General features: G+C 66.0%; 16 protein-coding genes. 9 read left to right on the top strand and 7 right to left on the bottom strand.

The window, feature by feature from the left end; translation table 11 throughout:
• The first annotated feature begins 260 nt into the window (after positions 1-260).
• Positions 261-728 (top strand): hypothetical protein, encoded by a 468-nt coding sequence (locus WCJ52_RS05700; protein ID WP_336902343.1) that lies wholly within the window; start codon positions 261-263, stop codon positions 726-728.
• Positions 729-1379: 651 nt separating this feature from the next.
• Complete coding sequence (locus WCJ52_RS05695) at positions 1380-2633, top strand: P1 family peptidase (protein WP_336902342.1); 1254 nt, start codon at positions 1380-1382, stop codon at positions 2631-2633.
• 70 nt (positions 2634-2703) lie between these two features.
• Here the strand turns inward: WCJ52_RS05695 and WCJ52_RS05690 are convergent, their stop codons facing one another.
• The 3 genes from WCJ52_RS05690 to WCJ52_RS05680 all read right to left on the bottom strand — a co-directional run bounded on the left by WCJ52_RS05690 (position 2704) and on the right by WCJ52_RS05680 (position 6245).
• The gene (locus WCJ52_RS05690) at positions 2704-4512 is read right to left on the bottom strand and encodes a hypothetical protein (protein WP_336902341.1); all 1809 of its coding nucleotides are present in this window, start codon (positions 4510-4512) and stop codon (positions 2704-2706) included.
• Positions 4513-4775: 263 nt separating this feature from the next.
• Positions 4776-5342: a hypothetical protein gene (locus WCJ52_RS05685; RefSeq protein ID WP_336902340.1), complete on the bottom strand. Its 567-nt coding sequence runs from the start codon at positions 5340-5342 to the stop codon at positions 4776-4778.
• Between the two features lie 333 nt (positions 5343-5675).
• The gene (locus tag WCJ52_RS05680; RefSeq protein ID WP_336902339.1) at positions 5676-6245 is read right to left on the bottom strand and encodes a hypothetical protein; all 570 of its coding nucleotides are present in this window, start codon (positions 6243-6245) and stop codon (positions 5676-5678) included.
• Positions 6246-6494: 249 nt separating this feature from the next.
• Between WCJ52_RS05680 and WCJ52_RS05675 the strand changes: the two genes are divergently transcribed.
• The gene (locus tag WCJ52_RS05675; RefSeq protein ID WP_336902338.1) at positions 6495-6803 is read left to right on the top strand and encodes a DUF1778 domain-containing protein; all 309 of its coding nucleotides are present in this window, start codon (positions 6495-6497) and stop codon (positions 6801-6803) included.
• The gene (locus WCJ52_RS05670) at positions 6800-7360 is read left to right on the top strand and encodes a GNAT family N-acetyltransferase (RefSeq protein ID WP_336902337.1); all 561 of its coding nucleotides are present in this window, start codon (positions 6800-6802) and stop codon (positions 7358-7360) included. Before WCJ52_RS05675 ends, WCJ52_RS05670 begins: the two co-directional genes overlap by 4 nt.
• A gap of 225 nt (positions 7361-7585) precedes the next feature.
• Here WCJ52_RS05670 and WCJ52_RS05665 read toward each other — a convergent pair whose 3' ends face one another.
• The gene (locus WCJ52_RS05665) at positions 7586-9868 is read right to left on the bottom strand and encodes a penicillin acylase family protein (RefSeq protein ID WP_336902336.1); all 2283 of its coding nucleotides are present in this window, start codon (positions 9866-9868) and stop codon (positions 7586-7588) included.
• Positions 9869-10284: 416 nt separating this feature from the next.
• Here WCJ52_RS05665 and WCJ52_RS05660 point away from each other — a divergent pair, with 416 nt between their 5' ends.
• Positions 10285-11166, top strand: coding sequence for a sterol desaturase family protein (locus tag WCJ52_RS05660; RefSeq protein ID WP_336902335.1), 882 nt, complete (start codon positions 10285-10287; stop codon positions 11164-11166).
• A gap of 11 nt (positions 11167-11177) precedes the next feature.
• Positions 11178-12104 carry a YncE family protein gene (locus WCJ52_RS05655; RefSeq protein ID WP_336902334.1) on the top strand — a complete coding sequence of 309 codons (927 nt, stop codon included), beginning with the start codon at positions 11178-11180 and terminating at the stop codon, positions 12102-12104.
• 219 nt (positions 12105-12323) lie between these two features.
• On the opposite strand, the gene WCJ52_RS05650 is transcribed toward WCJ52_RS05655, so the two are convergent.
• From WCJ52_RS05650 to WCJ52_RS05640, 3 genes are all read right to left on the bottom strand, one after another.
• Positions 12324-12965, bottom strand: a complete 642-nt coding sequence (locus WCJ52_RS05650; protein WP_336902333.1) for a hypothetical protein — start codon at positions 12963-12965, stop codon at positions 12324-12326.
• A gap of 446 nt (positions 12966-13411) precedes the next feature.
• Positions 13412-13819: a hypothetical protein gene (locus WCJ52_RS05645; RefSeq protein WP_336902332.1), complete on the bottom strand. Its 408-nt coding sequence runs from the start codon at positions 13817-13819 to the stop codon at positions 13412-13414.
• Positions 13816-14871, bottom strand: a complete 1056-nt coding sequence (locus WCJ52_RS05640) for a Tox-REase-5 domain-containing protein (RefSeq protein WP_336902331.1) — start codon at positions 14869-14871, stop codon at positions 13816-13818. Before WCJ52_RS05640 ends, WCJ52_RS05645 begins: the two co-directional genes overlap by 4 nt.
• A gap of 215 nt (positions 14872-15086) precedes the next feature.
• Between WCJ52_RS05640 and WCJ52_RS05635 the strand changes: the two genes are divergently transcribed.
• The 3 genes from WCJ52_RS05635 to WCJ52_RS05625 all read left to right on the top strand — a co-directional run.
• Complete coding sequence (locus WCJ52_RS05635; protein WP_336902330.1) at positions 15087-16766, top strand: amidohydrolase family protein; 1680 nt, start codon at positions 15087-15089, stop codon at positions 16764-16766.
• A 39-nt stretch (positions 16767-16805) separates the two neighbouring features.
• Positions 16806-17729 (top strand): nucleoside hydrolase, encoded by a 924-nt coding sequence (locus WCJ52_RS05630; RefSeq protein WP_336902329.1) that lies wholly within the window; start codon positions 16806-16808, stop codon positions 17727-17729.
• A gap of 163 nt (positions 17730-17892) precedes the next feature.
• A partial coding sequence (locus WCJ52_RS05625) for an alpha/beta fold hydrolase (protein ID WP_336902328.1) occupies positions 17893-18437 on the top strand: 545 nt, incomplete at its 3' end.

Here is an 18437-nt window from a genome sequence, read left to right as displayed (position 1 = left end):
TTCGAAACCCCTGATGGCTGAGTACGGGGGGCGTGGAGAATAGTTCTTGCAGACTACCCAGCCTCCGAACCGGCAGGCCTGCCAAAATCGGTGCCTTGGCAAGCAGACTCCATCCGCCACTTCACCAGCGACATCGTCGGCCTACCAAGCGAGTCTGACCGACAGAAACAGCTCGAGCGACGGCAGAAGGCCTTCAATCCCCATTGGAAGCCGGGAGATCCCATTATCATATGAGCGCGTGATCAACCGGGCTGCCGCGCATGACCCTTCGCATCGATACCTCTGCCTTCCCAATGGGGAAGGACCTCGACTACGGGGGCGAGGAAGAACGCGCGCGCCTCGAGGCCCTGACAGACGACGCCTGGCGGTTCGTCACAGGTTGGCGGTGGGATCCGCCAGTCTCCGAGCTTGTGCTTGCGTTCGCCGTGGCGCCGATCCTGGGTCTCTTCCTGATGCGGTTCGCGCCTGGCGGGAGGCCTGAGGATGCCGAGCGGTGGGTCGTCGTCGGCGACCTGCCCTCGATGCATTTTGAAACCGATGAGGCGCGCACGCCCGCCAGAGCCTTGGAGCTCTGTTGCGCCATAGCCGAGGACTGGGCGGATGGGGTGCTGGCGGGGCGGGACCTTTCGGAAAGCTATCCCTTCCCGATTGCACCGACCTGGGCAAATGCAGAACGGCTCCTGGATCGGGTGGAGTTCATTCGGGACAGGTTGATTCCACTGACTTAGGCGCCTGACCATCGCCCTGACGGCCGAATGACCGGGGGCGGAGCAGGCAAGTTCGCCGAGACTGCCCGCTCTCTGATTTCCGGTACTGCGCAGCGTGCATGGGGGGCGAGCCAGCTTCCCTGACGACTGCCTGCACCGCCAACGCCCCTCGCCACAAATCTCTCTGCGCCTGAGGCGAGGCCGGAAAATCCCGTGATATTCTAGGGTTTCCCCAAACGGGCTCCGCACTGCGCGTGCCGGGAAATGGCCGGATTTCTCTCTGAATGGCCGAATACTCTCCAGACCTCCGCACCGTGGCGATTTGGTGCGGTTCTGAAAACCTCGTAATTTCAGTATGACTTGAGACTGTCGCGACGGCAGGTTTGCGAAGGCTACGCCACCAGAGACAAACCCAGAACGAACCACAGGCCAGCCCTCAACCAACTATAGGATAAATTCGGACGCTTGGGTCCGGCGGTGGGCTGACGCCCTAGCGGTCTAACGTCCGCTTCGAAGCCTGAACCCAACGGTGAAAATCGACCCGAAGCGGCAGTTGGGAGAGTCCGCTTCCGGGGCCGAGGCCAACGTCCGCTCCTGGCGCTACACCGACGTCCAGCCGATTGCGTGTTCCCCACGCAGCGCCTAACTTCTTTCCGTCAATTGGGGGTGAGCATGCGTGGACGGATTCTTGCGTTGGTCATCATGTGCACGTTTGCGAGTCCGTCGCTGGCGGCGGAGCCCCGGGCTCGCGATCTCGGTGTGCCGTTCGATGGCGCCCCTGGGCCCCTCAATGCGATCACGGATGTCGCAGGGGTAGAAGTGGGGTTCAAATCCCTGGTCACGGGCGACGGCCCGCTGTTGCGAGGCAAGGGGCCGGTCCGGACCGGCGTCACCGCAATCCTTCCGCGCGGCAAGACCGATGCGCGGTCAGTGTTCGCCGGATACTTCGCGGGTAACGGCAACGGCGACATGACCGGCACGCACTGGGTGGACGAAAGCGGTGTTCTCGAAACGCCGATCCTGATCACCGGCACAGGCAGCGTGGGCGTGGTGCGGGATGCGGCGTTCAAGTGGCTCACCGAGCGCCGCCGTGACGCCTTCTTCTGGTACCCCGTTGTGGGTGAGACGGCCGATGTGCCACTGCACGACATGGGTGGCCACCACGTCACCACGAAGGACGCACTCGACGCCCTGGACGGCGCCCGCCCAGGCCCCGTCGCCGAGGGCAATGTCGGCGGCGGCGTGGGTATGGTCTGTAACGGCTTCAAGGGCGGCACGGGAACGGCGTCACGCCGCCTGTCCGCACAGGCCGGCGGCTATACGGTGGGCGTGCTCGTGCAGTGCAACTACGGCTCGGCCCAGGGCCTCCGGATTGCGGGTATTCCGGTAGCGCGCGAGATGAAACTGCAGCCGCACTGCGTGACCAAGCTGACCTCGCCGCCGCAGTCGATCTTCGGGCAGACGGCGCAGCTCTGCGATCCGAAGCTGCTGGCCATCGCCGACGCGCCCGACGTGGATCATCGCGGCTCCATCATCATCATCATTGCGACCGACGCTCCGCTGACGCCGGATCAGCTGAAGCGCCTGGCGCGCCGGGGCGCGGTCGGGCTGGGCCGGCTGGGCGCTTACTTGGGCAACGGCTCGGGCGATATCTTCATCGCCTTCTCCACCGCTAATCCCGATGCCGACGACGGCAACTGGGAAGCGGATCCGAGCAAGCCAGCCGCCATCTCCCGGCTGACCAGCGAGGCCATGAACCCTGTGCTGGAAGCGACGGTGCAGAGCGTGGAAGAGGCGGTCGTCAATGCCATGGTCGCGGCGCGGACGATGACCGGCGCCGACTATTGGACCGTCTCGGCCATGCCTCACGATCAACTGCAGCAGGTGCTGCGCGCGCATGGGATGCTGGTTCCACCTGCGCGGTAGTCCTCCCTGTTCGCGACCAACGTCTGCTTGTTGGCCCGAACCCAACGCGAAAGAACGACCCGAGGCAGACCTACGCCGGTCGCACTAATAGCTGACTGACCCTCGCCCGATCCGCCGCCGTCAGGTCCATCCCCGCCGCCGCGCGCCACTTTGACCGAGCTTCATCGACCTTGCCCAGCTTCGCCAGCGCCTCTCCCCATTTCAGGTGCAGGCGGCCCCAGCGGGGGGCGAGTTTGGCGGCTTCTTCGAAGCGCCTGCAGGCGGCTTTGGGTTCGTCGCTCGCCAGCAGTGCCTCGCCCCAAACTTCCAGCGGGTCGGCGAAGCGGGGGCCAGCCTTCTGGGCGAGCAAGGCCTGTGTGACGGCACCCGCGAGGTCGCCGCGGGCCAAGCGGGCCTCGGCCCAGGCTTGGTAGGCGAAGGGGACCGACGGGGCCATACGCACCGCTTGGCCGAACCAGTGGTCCGCGATCCTGCGGTCGCCGGCCAATTCGGTGAGGCGGCCGCGCATGATGACAGCGTCATAGCTGTCGAGCGGAGTGGTCGAGATCAACGCCCGGGCGGCGGTCATGTCGCCAGAGCGGGCCAGGGCATAGGCGATCAGAGGGTCGAGCTGGCTCCTTTTCTGATCAATCACTCCGGGATAACGCCCTAGAATCTCGTCCACGGCCCTCCCCTGGGCGAGCGCCCCGGTCCAGTCCTCCTTCTCTACCATGAGGAGGGTCTCGCTGACCGCCATGTCCAGCGCACGGGTCCCGGTCGGGAAGCTGAAGGCGGGATCGGGACGGCCCAGAGCTGCCTGGGCGGCGGACAGTTCGTGGAGCCCGATATGCGAGGCCGCGATCCGGGCCGTCAGGCTCTGGTTCATGCCCTGTGGTCCGAAGTGCCCTGCCTGGGTCCACGCCTGGAGGCTGCCGAGGTAGTCGCCGGAGATCAGGCCGAGTGTCCCGCGGACCCGAAGGCCCAACGCCTTGCGGAGCTCGGCGCGAACCTCACCGTGCGGGTTGAGGGTCGCCTGGGTGCGAAGCGTCGCGGCGCGAGCGGCCTCCGGGTGGCCGAGTTCATACTCGAGCATACCGATGTTCTGGGGCGGTAGGCTCTGGGCGGGGGCGAGGGCCTCAGCCGAGCGAAACACCGCGAGGGACGCGGCGCTGCCGTGCAGGTCCTTGGCGTTGTTGCCGAGGCCGACCTGCGCCCAGGCCCGCTCCCGGGGCGTCCCCTTCTCTGAAAGGCGGCGGAACACCGCCTCGGCCTGCCCCATGTCATGGGCCCGCAGGTAGACCCCGTATCGGTAGGGTTCGGTCTGCTCGAAGGCGGTTTCGCCGCCCCGACGGAGCAGCGCTGCCAGGTCGGTCTCGGCACCGGTAAGCGTTACGCCCGCGTTGGCGCCGGCGCGAATGGTCAGCGCCAGGCCGTCCGCCATCCGCACGATTTCACCGGAGACGTGGGTGTCATGGCCAAGGGTGGTCCTGAGGCCCCGGCGGAGCTCCGCCAGGGTGATCCCGGTCTGCGGGATCTGGACCTTGATATCACCATCCCAGGCCCTGTCGAAGCTGGACGGTGCACGCTGGCTGTCTATGCCGGCCTGTATCTCCATCATCCGGTCGAGGATCCGGTTCGCCGCCACCTGTCCCGTCAGGCCGCGCTGTGCGAGGTCGGGCGACACGGTGAAGGCGTCGATCACAAGGGCGGCGGACTGGCTTGCCTGCCAGGCCATCGCCCCCAGTGCCGCCGCCACGCAGAGTCCGGCGGCGCCGGTGAGCACCTTCAGCGCGAAACCGGCACGCTCCGAGGCGATCTGCCAGCGGATCAGCCGACGCTGATCGGCCAGCAGGCCGGTGGCCTGACCGAGCGGCCCTTCGCCGGACGCCTCCGCCTCCATCGCGATCTCTATGGGGTCAGCCGTTGTCGGGGGTTTCGCGGCACGCGTTCGGTGGCGCTTCGCTCGCGTCGCTTTCCCGTCAGCCATTCTGCAGCCCCCCGTCTGTCGCCAGACGGTGTTCGACCAGTGGCGTGCGGTCAACAGCGCGCCCGCAGCGTCCGCATTCCACCCTATGCGGACGATAGAAAGGTCCTGCTGTCCTGCTAACGAAGCGTCCGAGTTCGGCAACGTCAGTGTGTTTCGGACCCGGCTGGATACGGACTTCAGCCATGCAGTGTCGCAAAGTAGGTCGAGAAATAGACTGTCAGCATCACGGCGACGACGATGGGGATGATAATCTGGGCCCTGCGATCAGGAACGAAGATGGCCGCCAAAAGCAATCCTAGACCTGGCAAGGCGCCCAGCACAGTGGCCCAATCAAACTGACCCGCGAGCATTGTCATGTTCAGAATGATGCCCATCAACAAGTAGCCAGCGGCAGCCCCGATGTAGCGCCGACGATTTTCCATATGGAACGCCCATAGGTCGATGGCCTGCCCCGGCTCGAACTCCGGAGCCGAAAATATGGAGGCATAGAAAAGCGTGACGGCCGCCGCGAGCACACTGAGCAGGGACAGCAGTGTCCAAGCTTCCGACTGACGGAGCATCCAAAGGCTCGCCCATAAATCGATATGGCTGAATAAGATGATCAGAAGCCAAAGTAGATACGTCGGCGACCAGTGGACCTTTGATCCCAGTTTGAGCAGATGAGCGTGGGTCTCAAGGAGACGTACGATGCCGAAGGACAGAACTACGGAAACCAAGACAATGACGTATTCGAAAATGGACATAGGACCTCGTTGCAGGCAGCCCAAGGTGGCATGATCTACATCAAATGGCCGATCAGGCAAACGCTGATTTCCGGATTTTCCTTCTGCCCTTTTTCAGGGTCGTAGCACGATCTGAGGTCCGCTAACCACCCAAAGCAGACTCAAGGAGTGTCTGCTTACGGGCGTTCATCCGGGGGCCGATGTCAGGCTCTATCCACCTGACGAGCCGAAGGTGGCGGCAACCTGCTCTGCACACGGAAGGTCTTCAATATCCGTCAGGCCCTTGAGCGACACCGCCAGCGGGCTCCGCTGCAGCCGCCGTTTCTCGAGAGCAGCCGGAGCCAGATAGCCCGCTTAGGCAAGGGTATTGAACTGCCTGAGCGCCCATGAAAGCACATAGAGCAGGGAGGCTAGCGCGAAGACCCATTGAAAGGCCCGGGCAGGGACAAAAATAGCGATCAGACTGCCTATGACGTTGAACGCGACCCCGATGGGATACTCCGGCCCCAGTGACTGGAAGTGCTCGGAGCCCTTGATCCACGTATCGACCAGGTCGAGCAACTGGCCCAGTGCGTTGACCCCGAAGAACCAGCCGCGCTGCTGATGAAAAAACTCGTCAAGATCGACGTCGGGGCCGAGGTCCTTGGGAAACAAAAGCGTCGACTGGAAATACATCACGCAGGCGAAGGCGAGCTCGAAGATGTAGGTGCCGAAGGTCCATTCCTGAAGCGCCTGCAGCTTGAACTGCCACCACCAAAAGAACGCGACGGTCACCAGCATGAAGAGGACCCACACGAGGTGGATTGAACGAAGCCGGAAGGGTCTGGGCCGCTGCGCGACCTCCGCCAGCCCTTGGAGCAGGTGCACAAACGCGAGACCGATGATGATGGACACCATCACCATCACATATTCGAACCTATCCATGGGCGCCCCCGTGAAGCTGAGCTTCCATCGCACCATCACTCCCACCTTGGCGCAATGGTTGAGCTCCGACAGATCCCCCTGAAGGTCCGCTTTCGTGCCCGTCCCCATTTTTGATACCGACGCAGTGACGCCGGAGACAACGGGTCTTTCGGCGTCCGCCCGCCGCGCAGCGTTGAATCAACCCACTCTTGATATGTACGCCGATGAGGCGTACACACTTATCAAGTTCGAAAAGGACAACAGGCAGCCATGCTCGCTTTCGACGATCAAGTCAGCTCGCTCGATGAGCTTAGCACGGAGCGGATGAACTTCCGGACCAAGCCGCGCATCAAGCAGGCCATCCAACGCGCCGCGGCCTTGGCTGGCGTGGACGACTCCGTCTTCACGATGAACGCGGCCTATGCGTCGGCCCTGAACACCATCGAAGCCCACGAGCGTACGGTTCTGGCTCCGGTGGACCATAAGGCTTTCTTCGCCGCCATGGACGCCCCCCCGGCTCCCAAGGACAAGCTTCGCAAGGCCTTTGCCCGTCACCGTGAGACGGTCTCCAGTCGGTGAGCGCAGGCGAAGCTCAAGCCAAAGCGCTGAACATCATTGAGCCGTTCGATCCTGACAAACACGATCGGACGGCTTTTTCCTGCGGCGTCGACCAGGTCGACAACTTCTTTAGGAAGACGGCAAACAAGCTGTCCAAGGCTGACAATCTGCGCATCTGGGTGATGACGGATGCCGAGGGCGGCCTGATTGGCTTCTACGCCACCGCTGCCCACAGCGTCGACTATCAGGCTCTTCCGCCCAAATATGCACGGACCCGCCCGGGTCACGGTCGAATTCCCGCCGCCTACATCTCGATGATTGGGGTTGACCAGGGCTTCCAGGGGAAGGGCTATGGCGGCGATCTTCTGGTCGATTGCCTACGTCGCCTTGCCCAAGCCAGCGAAGCCCTCGGCGTCGCCGTGGTGATGTTGGACGTTCTGGATTGCGGTGATCCCGAAAAGGTCGAACGACGCCTCGCACTCTACAAGGGTTACGGGTTCGAGACCCTTACCTCCAATCCCCTGCGTCTGTTCCTGCCCATGGCGACCGTGAGGGCGATCCTGGACGCGGAAACCTAGAACCGACCCGCACCGCCATCCAGACCCGCAATGGGACCCTGAACGCCCTGCACCCGATTAGCGCCCCGACCTTGCGGCGATCTTCTCCGCGAAGCCCCTTCGCGGACGCGGACGCGGCCCGCATCCGCCCTCTGACACCGGCCCACTTGGGCTCCATCGTCGTCAGTCTGCGATCCGGTGGCGTCTCCCGGCCTTGAACATGGCGGGCTCCCTCGGCGCCAGGCCTCAGCGCCCCCGCAACACCACCCGCGAGACGGCATCCCGGCGCACCGCCGCCTCTGAGAACCGCAGGTCGTCCCAGCCTTTCTGCGAATAGAGGCGGGTCTGGTCGGCGGCGTGCGGCGAGCCCGGGTTGGTGGACTGGGAATAGCTGAGCACGCCCTGGCTGAGGGGGCCCTTGTCGGTGAACTCCACCGCCATGATCCAGCTCGAGCCGTGGCGGATCTTGGTCCAGCCGAGGCCGGGCTTCAGGTCGACGGGGGTGATCACGTTGAACACGCCCTCGGGGCCGGGTCCCCCGTGGATCGGAATCCGCTCGCCCCCGGCGCGGGGTTCGGTCTGCAGTTGGCCCAAGGCCGCGTCCATGGGGATGCCCAGGCCCCGAAGCTGCTTCACCGCGTCCACCAGGGCGGCGAGTACCCGGGGATTGTCGACATCCAGGGTGTTCGGGGTGTTCACCGGGTCGGTCGGATCGAAGGGGACCTTGAACACCAGGCCGCCCTTCTCCGCGAAAAGGCGGAAGATGTGCGCGCCGCGGCTGTCGAGGTTGACCCTCAGGTCCCAGGCCTCGAGGGCCCGGCAGGCGTCGGCGAGGTCAGGATGCGGTCCGGCCGCCGCCTTCCGGCAAAGGCCGACCAGGGGGTCGCGGGTCATCTCCGCGCCGAGGTTGCGATCGGCGAATAGCACCCCCTCGACGCTGGCCAGGTCGAACTTCGCGCCGTCCAGGCCGTCGCGTCCGGCCACCCGGTCCTCGATCTGCTTCAGGCCGAGGCGGGTGCGGAGCGACCGCGCCGTGGCCTCGTCGCCGAGAATGCGCGGATAGCCGGTCAGCGGCGCCTTGGGATTGGTGAGCCAGTAGCTGTCGTTGGAATTGCTGGTGTAGTCCGAGCGGAAGAGCTGCGGCAGGGACTGTGGCGGAAAGATCCCCGGAGTCACGGCGCGCGGGTCGGACTCCCATTCGCAGGCGGCGCGGGAACCGTCGAGGACGGGCAGCCGCTGGGTGCGCCACAGAATCTTGGCCATCTCCGAGACCGTGCAGGCCTCCGCCTTGGCGTCGGTCACATAGGGCAGGGCACCCACGTCGCCGTAATAGGCTTCACCGGAGGCGTCGACCGCCGTGGTGTTGAACCCCGCGGCCTGGAACTTCGCCAGGCTGGCGGCCAGCTGGCGGACGCTGCGGGCCTGATACATCTCCAGGTACTGGTCGGTCGCCCGCAGTCCGGGGCCGGCGTCGCGGACGGCGTAGGCCCGCTCCGCGGTCCAGGGCGTGGGCAGCGGCCCTTCGTTCTCGACGACCTGGCCGAACCGAGTGCCGTAGAAGGTGCGGCTGACCGGCGTCAGCCCCGCCTTGGTCTTCACCTGGACGGTGACCACCGTGCGGGTCATGGGCACGGACCTGCCCTCGAAGATGTAGGCCGTGGGGTCCTTCGGATCGAGCGTCAGCTCGAACAGGCCAAACCGGCGGGCCGTGGAGACCGTATGGGTCCAGGCGACCCAGCGGTTGTGGCCAATGCCGATGGTGGGGCTGTTCTGCAGCCCGGCGCCGACGATGTTGAGCTTGCCCGGAAGGATCATGTGCATCCGCGTGAAGCGGTTGATGCCGTCCCAGGGATAGTGGGGATTGCCCAGAAGGACGCCGCGGCCGCTCTTTGTCACCTCGCGTCCCAGGGCATAGGCGTTACTGCCCTGTCCCTCCGGAACCGGCGAGCGCTCTGCGGGCGCCAGCAGGCCTGGCAGGTCCGGCGCGCCGGGAGGGGCGGCGGCGACGACGCCGGCCATCAGGGTCGGCTGCTGGGTTGCGATTACCGAGCGCCAGTAGTCCATCTCGTCGTAGGTGCGCACCCAGGCGGCACCGCGGCAGCGGGCGTCCGGGAGGTTGGCGACGCCGACGTCTCGGACATAGCGGTTGACCCCGGCGATGAAGCCCCGGGCGAGGGCGCGCGCCTTTGGCGAAGGCTTGCCGGGACCCGCCATGATGGCGTCTAGGTCGCCGGTCTGGATCAGGTGCTGATGGTAGAGATCACTGATGACATTGGCGTTCTTCTCGCCGGGCCCGAGGTAACGGGACCGCTGGGCGTTCACCGTCATTTGCCGCTCGGCGAAGTCGCAGAAGTTGTCCTCGGCGGAGGAATAGCCCCCTCCGTAGCCGAGCCCGCCATAGTCGCGGGCGATGATGTGAGGCGCGCCGTAGGCGGTACGGATCACCTCCGCCCGGTACTCCGGTTCCGCCGCCGCCGCCGGAAGCGCGAGGAGGGCCGCCAAGAGCCCCGCCGCCATCATTCGCGCCATGTGCTTTCCCCCTGTCATTGCCCGCAGGCTAGAGGTCAGGTCGGCGGGACGCCAGCCCCTGTCATCGCCCGGGATGGCGCCCCAGCGCGAACCGCAGGCGAGCCCTCAACCCGCTCCGGGATAAACTCAGACGCTGGAGTCTGCCTGTGGGCTGACGCCCTGTCGGTCTAGCGTCCGCTTCCAGGCCCTGACCCCCCGGGGAGAAACGACCTCCTGTAGCAATCTGTGTGGAAGGCAGCCGTCGCCTGCGCCATGACCAAGGGATCCTCAGGCCCGGATCGAGCTATCTGAAGCCCCGCTGAGCGTTTATCCGCAAGCGCCGTCCGCCGTCGCGCCTCTATTGTCGGGAGCGCCCGATCGTGGTCACCTGCACCTTCTGCAAGGCCGTCTTGGGACGTGAGTGCGAAAGAACAGTCATGAAGCAGAAAATCTTCGACCTTATGCCGCCGGCGACCCTCATCGCCTTGCTGTTGTTCTGGGCCAATATCCCCAAGTCCTGGCTCGATATTTGGTGGCTGCTGCCAGTTGTCGGTTTCGGGGTCATCGCTTTTGTCCAGGGGCTCGAATTCTTGAACGCGCGGCACCAGGGCTGGCGTCTCAATACGACCGAGTTCTTCACCGACGTCTTCTATGTGGGGCTGAATGCGACTGTGATCGTCTGGGCGACGCGCACCCTCGCCGATCAACCCATGGTTGCGCTGAAGGAGTCGCTGGGCCTCGCCACGCCCTGGGTCACCTCCCTACCGTTCCTGGTGCAGGTCTTCATGTTCATGGCGATCTGGGAGTTGGGCCAGTACTGGATGCACCGGCTGATGCACAATTACGCCCTGTTCTGGTCCACCCATGCGCCGCATCATCACATCACCCAGCTGAACGCCATGAAGGGCTTTGTCGGCAATCCGATCGAGCTGTTCCTGATCAGCCTGGGGGTCGTCTCGCTATTTGACTGGAACCCTGCGGCAATGTTCGCGGGCTTTAGCTGCCTTTCCGCCATCTCCATCTATGCCCATGCCAATGTGCGCGCCGATCCACCGATCTGGTACGCTTACGTCTTTACCACCATCCGCAACCACAGCCTGCACCACACGGCGACCAGCTATGAGGACACTCGCTGGAACTACGCCAACGCCATGATCCTCATGGACCGGATCTTCGGCACCTATCGCGAGGGCGAAAGCGAGGTCGTGGGCCAGGGTGACCGCAGGCGGCTGTCGATCCAGGAACAATGGCTCTTCCCCTTCCAGTCCTGGCGCGACCGGATGAAGCCAGACCGCATCCCTCCCGCCTCTGCCAACTGATCGCGAACGCCATGAAAAAGCTTTGGGCTGTCCTGGCTTGGTCGGGCAGCCTTGCCTTTGCTTCCGCCGCCGGGGCTGCGCCCGTCGAGACCGTCATCAAGGTGCCAGGCTTTGCCGATTTCCTCGCCGTCGACGGGGCCACGGTCTGGACCACCAACAAGGGCCGGGTCGAGCGCTGGTCAAAGGCCGGCAAGCTCGCCGAGGTACCGCTGGAAGGCGCCTGCGGTGCCATGACGATCAGCGAGGGCGCGCTGTGGGTCGCCGATTGCAAGGCCATGAGCGTCAACCGCATCGACATCCGGGCCAACAGGGTCGCCGCCGTCATCCCCACCGGCCTCGCCAGCCCGGACGGCGAAATGAACGTCCTCTCGGGTGCCGGTTCGATCTGGGTGGCCAGCGACAAGTCAGGCGTCATCGCCCGCATCGACCCGGCGACCAACAAGGTCATCGCGTCCATCAAGGTCGAACCCGGCACCAGCTACCTGGCCTTCGGCGAAGGCGCGCTCTGGGCAGTCAGCGCGCCCGCTCAGATCGTCCAGAAGATCGACCCCGGGAGTAACACCGCCGTGGCGACCACCCAGCTCGGCAAGGTGCCAGGCTTCCTCGCCGCCGGCGAAGGCGCGGTCTGGGTGCAGGAACAGGGGGATGGCGCGGTGGCTCGCATCGATCCCGCGACCGGCGCCGTCACTGGCCGCGTCAAGGTCGACACGACGCTGAAATGGGGTGACATCGACATTGGCGGCGGCAAGGTCTGGCTGCGTACGACCGCGGGGCAGACCTTCGTTGTCCTGGATCCGAAATCCCTGGCCATCCTTGCCCGGGTCGGCGCTCCCGTCGGCAGCGGCGCCCTGCGCTACACCCCCGACGGCATCTGGACCTCGGCGCATGACGTCCACACCCTGTCCTGGTGGGCGGACCCGGCGGCCATCGGAAACTAGCGCCGCTGTCGGATCGCCTTCTGGGCGTCTTCAGACGGATTGTCTTCGCCCATCCGACGCGACCCTGGTCGGATTGGCTGTCGGACCCTCGACAGCAGCGAAAGAGCCGATCTTCCGGTCCATCAGCATCTTCTGGGAATGAAGAGGGACTGCAATCCCGCTTCACCTCAGCGAAAGAACAACAAACGAACTTTCTAGACCCCAGTCTGAGTAAGCCTCCTACCGCCGCCCAAACAGCCGCGCGAGGAAGCCGGGGCGGGCGGTCGATTCAGCCGCCGCCGTCGCCGCCGGGGCCGCCAGCCCCGGATCCGCCGACAATCCGGGCTCGCGCATCTTCATCAGGTCCTTGCTGGCCACGGATAGGATGGTCAGGTCGATCTCGCCCTCGAATTCGTGAGGGTGGAAGCCGCAGGCGCTGGCCGCCAGGTCGAGGGGCGCACTGAAGAGGGCATCCACTTCGTCCTCCTCCTGGAGCTCCGCCAGCAGGCGTTCGCGGATGGACGCCAGGGCGCCGGGCGGTTCCCCCCAGACATCCAGGTGCTCCAATCCCTGCTCGGGGTCATGCTGGACGCTCCAGGTGAGCTGCCCGTCCTTCGCGCCGAAGGCACCGCTGACCATGACATGCTCTTCCATGTAGACGCCGATGGCGACGCCGCCCTGGGCGGCTGTGCTGACCCGTTCGCGGCTTGCGAAGCGATGATCGTCGCTCATGACCACGCGCCAGCCCCCCAGCTCGAAGGCGACGAACCTGGCCGGTGGCGGCAGAGGCTCGGCCCTGAGGGTCTTGCCGTCGGCGGACAAGCCGAGGCTCTCAAGGGGATCGGGCCCCTGGCTGGCGATGAATGAAAGGGAGAGTCCCACGGCGCATCCTTCCTGAATGTTGCCCCGCCCTGGGCCGGAAGCCGAGGTGGCGGGGTCTGAGATGAGGTTTGAAATTCACTCGAACAAAAGGGACGGCCTTCTCATCCAGCCGTCCAGACCCAAGGTGCGCGGACAGGAAGCCGGGCCGTGAAGGCGAATTCATGACCGCTGCGGGGCGGCAAATGGGCGCCCGACCGCTCCCCCCGACCCTCATCCAGCCTCGCCGAGGGCCGGAAGGCCGAAGCGACCGGCAAGCCCACGTCGACCCGCGAGATGACCGACACCGGGTCCGGGTCCAAGCTCAATCCCTCGGCGGCGACCACGGCCTTGGGCAAGGCTCAGGTGGACGCCATGGTCTCGGCCTCGTTCCAGTTCACCGAGCTATGGAATCAGCTGGCACTGGCGGGTAGGTCCAGGCAAGGCCGACCGACGGGCCACGATCTGCATCAGGCATCCGGCCTCAGGTAGGTGCAGGCTTCGTGCCAGGTCGCGTACCCAAGCGCGCCATCGTCCATCAGGAATAGGCTTGTTGAAGATCCTTCTTCCTCGTTCTCGGGGAAGATGATCTCGAGGTGGATCTTGCCCGCATCGTTGGTGAGCAATAGCTTGTCCAGGTAGGGCCATGGCTCGCCGGACCTGATGAATTCGCTTCCCCGTATGAGGAGTTCATCGCTTGGGTCCATTTCGTCGAGCCACCGCCCCTGGATAGCCTCGGGGAAGTCGGCCTCCCGACGCTGTTTGATCTCGTCCGCGGAACTCAGTTTGGCCTTTTCGCGCATGCTTTCGACCCAGTCCGCATAGGCATCGGAGTCCTCTGGCGAAGGCCTTTGATCATCAGAAATCATCTCGGTCACTTTCTCCTGGGGATGGGGGCGCCCGGTCGAGGCGAGGTCTGCAACACACGGACGGTGGGGGAGGCCTCTGTTACCTCCCGGAAGGTCGGGACGACCCCGGGCTCGGCGACATGCCACTCAACGGTCCTTCCCCGGGCGGCGCGGTCCTGTCTCTGGGCCTGGTTCCGGACTCCGTTCCAGATGAACCGCAAGAATGTCGATTTTCGGGCCCTTCGATCCAGCGCCTCGTAGCCAGGGCCCTTGGCCTCGAGCAGTTGGCGGCGGGGGTCCCAGACAGCGCATCCGTCGAACCTGACTGGCTTCTCCAGCGGATTGCGCACGACATAGTCGAGACCGGGCGCCCCGGTGATCCGGTCCTCGTAGTCCTGGGTCCAGGCCTTGTATCTCGAGAAGGTCGGATCGCGCTCCCAGCCGCCATTGTCGTGGCAGGCCCGGTCGATTTCGCGCTGGCCCGCCGCTACCTGTTCCGCCCGCGGGATGGTGCCGTCCTTCCACTGGTCCACCGAGCGGACCTGGGCGGGGGGCTCGGGCTTGTCCTCGCCCGTCATCCTCAGCTGCTGTTCGACGAAGAGCCGCTCGACCTCGTCGGCGTTCCGGACGAGTCGCCCGTCCCCGAGCTCGAACCAACCCCCCGCCCGGGGTGTCACGAGGTTCAAGGGACTGGGAAGGTCCGTGATGTAGGCCGGACCCAGGAGCGGGTTCGGTATGGGCCGGTGGGTATCGAAGAAACCGCCTTGGGACGCATCCGACGGCGGCTGGCCCACGGCCATAGGCATGGCGACCCGCATGCCGGAAGGCGAAGCCTGGACCGGCGGCTGAAAGGCGAACTGGATGACGTTCGACCCGGGCTCCGCGACCGGGGTCTGGTCCCCGCGAACTGCACCCTCCGACCGGTCAGGCGAAGGCGTACTCTCTCGGGCGCCGAAGAAGGCGTCGTAACGCCCCTGCCGCGCCGCCTCCCGATCCGCCCGGACCTGGGCTGGTGAACGCCGGAACCATCGGTCCAGGTCCTCGCCTTCGAGCCGGGATGGATCCGTTTGATATCGCCGCATGCGTACCTCCGCGTTAGGACGGGACCCTGCCACTCAGGCCGAGGATGGGCAAGAACAAAACATGAACATTTGTAGCTGTTCCTGGGACCTGGGTCGGGGGAACGGAGGTCACTGTGGGTGACGCCAACCGGAGGATGTTCTGGTCAGGCACCACAACCTCCCCTAGCGTAACCCCATGATCTCCAACGGGGGCTCATGCTGGGAGGAGAAGACCCATGACCTACGATCTGGTTATCCGGAACGGCCGTCTCGTGGACGGCACCGGGGCGGCACCCACAACCGGCGACATCGCGATCGTGGGCGACACCATCGCGGCCATGGGCAAGGTCGAGGGTGCCGGGCGCCGCGAGATCGACGCCGGGGGCTGCGCCATCACGCCCGGCTTCATCGACCTTCACACCCACCTCGACGCCCAGGTCGGCTGGGATCCCCTGCTGGCGCCCCTGACCTATCACGGGGTCACCACCGCCCTGATCGGCAACTGCGGGGTCACCTTTGCACCCTGCCGGCCCACGGACCGGGCCCTGCTCGCCGAGATGATGGAGTCGGTCGAGGACATTCCCCGGGCCACCATACTGGGCGGCCTGCCCTGGGACTGGGAAACCTATGGCGAATACCTGGACTCGATCGATCGCCTGAACCCGGCCATCAACCTCGCCGGCCTGGTCGGTCACAGCGCTGTCCGGTTCTATGTCATGGGCCAGAGGGCGATCGACGACCAGCCGACGCCGGCGGAGATCGAGCAGATCGCGTCGATCGTCGGAAGCTCCATCGCCGAGGGGGCCTTTGGCGTCTCGGTCAACCGGCTCCAGGGCCACGCCATGCCCGATGGCCGCGACATCCCCGGCACCTCCGCGGGGCTTGACGAACTCCTTGCTATCGCCGGTGCCGTGAAGTCGGGCGGCGGCCTGATCCAGACCATTCCCAACTACGCCATCCCGATGCAGGGCGAGATGAAAATTCTCCGCGAGATCGGCAAGGCCTGCCATCGCCTGCTGTGGAGCGCGCCGATCGCCGCCAACTCGCAGTCGGTCGCCTACTTCAATTCCTGCGTCGCCAAGATGGTCGCCGATGGCACCGATGTTGTCGGCCTGTCCTCGCCGCGCCCGGGCGGTTTCATCTCCGGTATCAGCGCCGAGATCTTCCTCGACCTGCTGCCGGCGGGAGAGTCCTGGGTGCAGATGAAGGCCATGGCCTTCGACCAGAGGCTCGCTGCGGTCCGGGATCCCGGCTTCCGGGCGCGGCTGATCGCCGACGCTGCGGAACAGCGCGGCTACAAGGAACGCTCGGCCCGGACCTTCCCCCTCGGCTCCGGCAGGTCGCCGGACTGGATGCCCCCGCAGAGCGAGAGCCTGCTCTCGCGGAGCCAGGAGACCGGCAAGCCCCCGGCAGAGATCTGGCTCGACGCCATGGTCGAAAGCGAGGGCAGGGCGCTCTTCTTGATCCGTAGCCACAACCGCGACCTCGCGGCCCTGGACGAGGTCATCGATTCCGAGTGGGCCCTGCCGGGCCTCGGCGACGCTGGCGCCCACGTCACCATCAGCATGGACTCGGCCTTCTCGACCCTGATCCTGTCACACTGGGTGCGGGAGACCGGCCGCTTCACCCTCGAGGCCGCCGTGCGCCGGCTGACCAGCCTGCAGGCGCGGGTCCTGGGACTGACCGACCGCGGGGTCCTGGCCGTCGGCAAGCGGGCGGACATCAACGTCATCGACACGGACCGGATCGCCGAGCTGCAGCCGCAGATGCTCTACGACTTCCCGGGGGGGGCCGCCCATCTGAGCCAGAAGGCGGTCGGCTACCGGGCGACGATTTGCAACGGGACGGTCATCGTCGAAGATGACGAGCACACGGGAAACCGGGGCGGCCGGGTACTGAGGAACCGGGCGCACTAGACGTCCGGACCCATCCCGCCGCGCTCCAAAGGGCCTCCGATGTCCATACCCGTCCTCCTCGACACCGATATCGGTACCGATATCGACGACGCCTGGGCCCTGGCCCTGCTGCTCGCGTCTCCAGAACTGGACCTGAAGCTCGTCACCACGGTCAGCGGCGAGACCGACTACCGCGGCGGGCTCTGCGCCCGGCTCCTGGCCATCGCCGGACGGACCGACGTGCCCATCGGCCTGGGGATCGGCGGGCCCTTGCGCCTGCCGCCAGCCATGCAGGGCCGGCCCCAGGGTGACTGGGCCGACGCCCGGGCGCTTGAGACCCATCCCACCGTCCACGCCGACGGGGTCCAGGCCCTGATCGACGCCATCGACGCTGCGCCGGAGCCGCCCGTGGTCCTGGCCATCGGCCCCCTGACCAACATCGCAGAGGCGCTTCGGCGGGCGCCGCGCATCGCCGGCCGGGCCCGGTTCGTGGGCATGCACGGCGCCGTTCGGGTTGGCTATCTGCCGGGCTCCCCGCCGCGGCCCGAGTACAACGTCCTGGCCGACGCCGGGGCGGCGCGGACGGTGTTCGCTGCGCACTGGGACAAGACGATCACCCCCGTCGACACCTGCGGCTCCGTGGTCCTGCGCGGCGAGGCCTACGCCCGCTTCGCCGCCCATGCACAGGCCCGGCCCGACAGCCTGGCCGCCGCCGTACTGGAGACCTACAGGCTCTGGCTGCCCGCCGTCGGCCGCAATCCTGAGCGATGGCGTGACCGCTCGACCGTCCTGTTCGACACCGTCGCCGTCTATCTGGCCTTCTCCGAAGCGGGGCTGGAGATGGAGACCCTGAACCTGGCCGTACGCGATGATGGCCTCACCGCCATCGACCTGGCGGGAGATCCGGTGCGCATCGCCGCCGCCTGGACGGACTATGCCGCCTTCGAAGCCCTGCTGGTGGACCGGCTCTGCGGGGGAGGGTAGGTCAGCCTCCGCCCTCCCGGCCGGCGCCCCGCCATTGGCGATGGACGGCGTCCCCGTCGCCGCATAGCCTCGATCGACCTGCCTCCGGACGACCCGGAAAACTTCCCAGCCTGGGGCCGCCGGCCTCTGGCCGAGGCCAAGTCTAGGCAGGAAGGGAGCGACCATGACCAAAGGCCAGCCCGGAGCGGGGATCCTGCGGACGCCGGAAGCCCGGTTCTCCGTTGTCGAAGACTATCCCTGGTCGCCCAGCTACCTCGAAGTCGAGCCCGGCCTGCGCATGGCCTATGTCGACGCCGGACCCAGCGACGCGCGGGAGACCCTGCTTCTGCTCCATGGGGAGCCCATGTGGGGCTATCTCTACCGGAAGATGATCGGGCCGCTGGTCGAGGCCGGCTATCGGGTGATCGTGCCCGACCTGATCGGGTTCGGCCGGTCGGACAAGTTCATCGACCCCGAGCGCTACACCTACAGCGGCCATGTCGCCTGGGTCAGCGCTCTGATCGACAAGCTCGACCTGAAGCAAATGACCCTTTTCGGCCAGGACTGGGGGGGCCTGATCGGCGGCCGGGTCCTGGCGGAGAACCCGGGCAGGTTCGCGCGCGCGGTGATGTCGAACACGGCCCTGCCCGCAAGCGGCCCAGCCATACCCGGACTGACCGCCCAGGCTCCGCTCTCGGCGGACCAGCTGAAGGCGCGTTTCGGGATGGA

The organism is Phenylobacterium sp., from assembly GCF_037138395.1.
Classification (GTDB): Bacteria; Pseudomonadota; Alphaproteobacteria; order Caulobacterales; family Caulobacteraceae; genus Phenylobacterium.
This window is presented reverse-complemented; position numbering and strand designations above follow the sequence as displayed.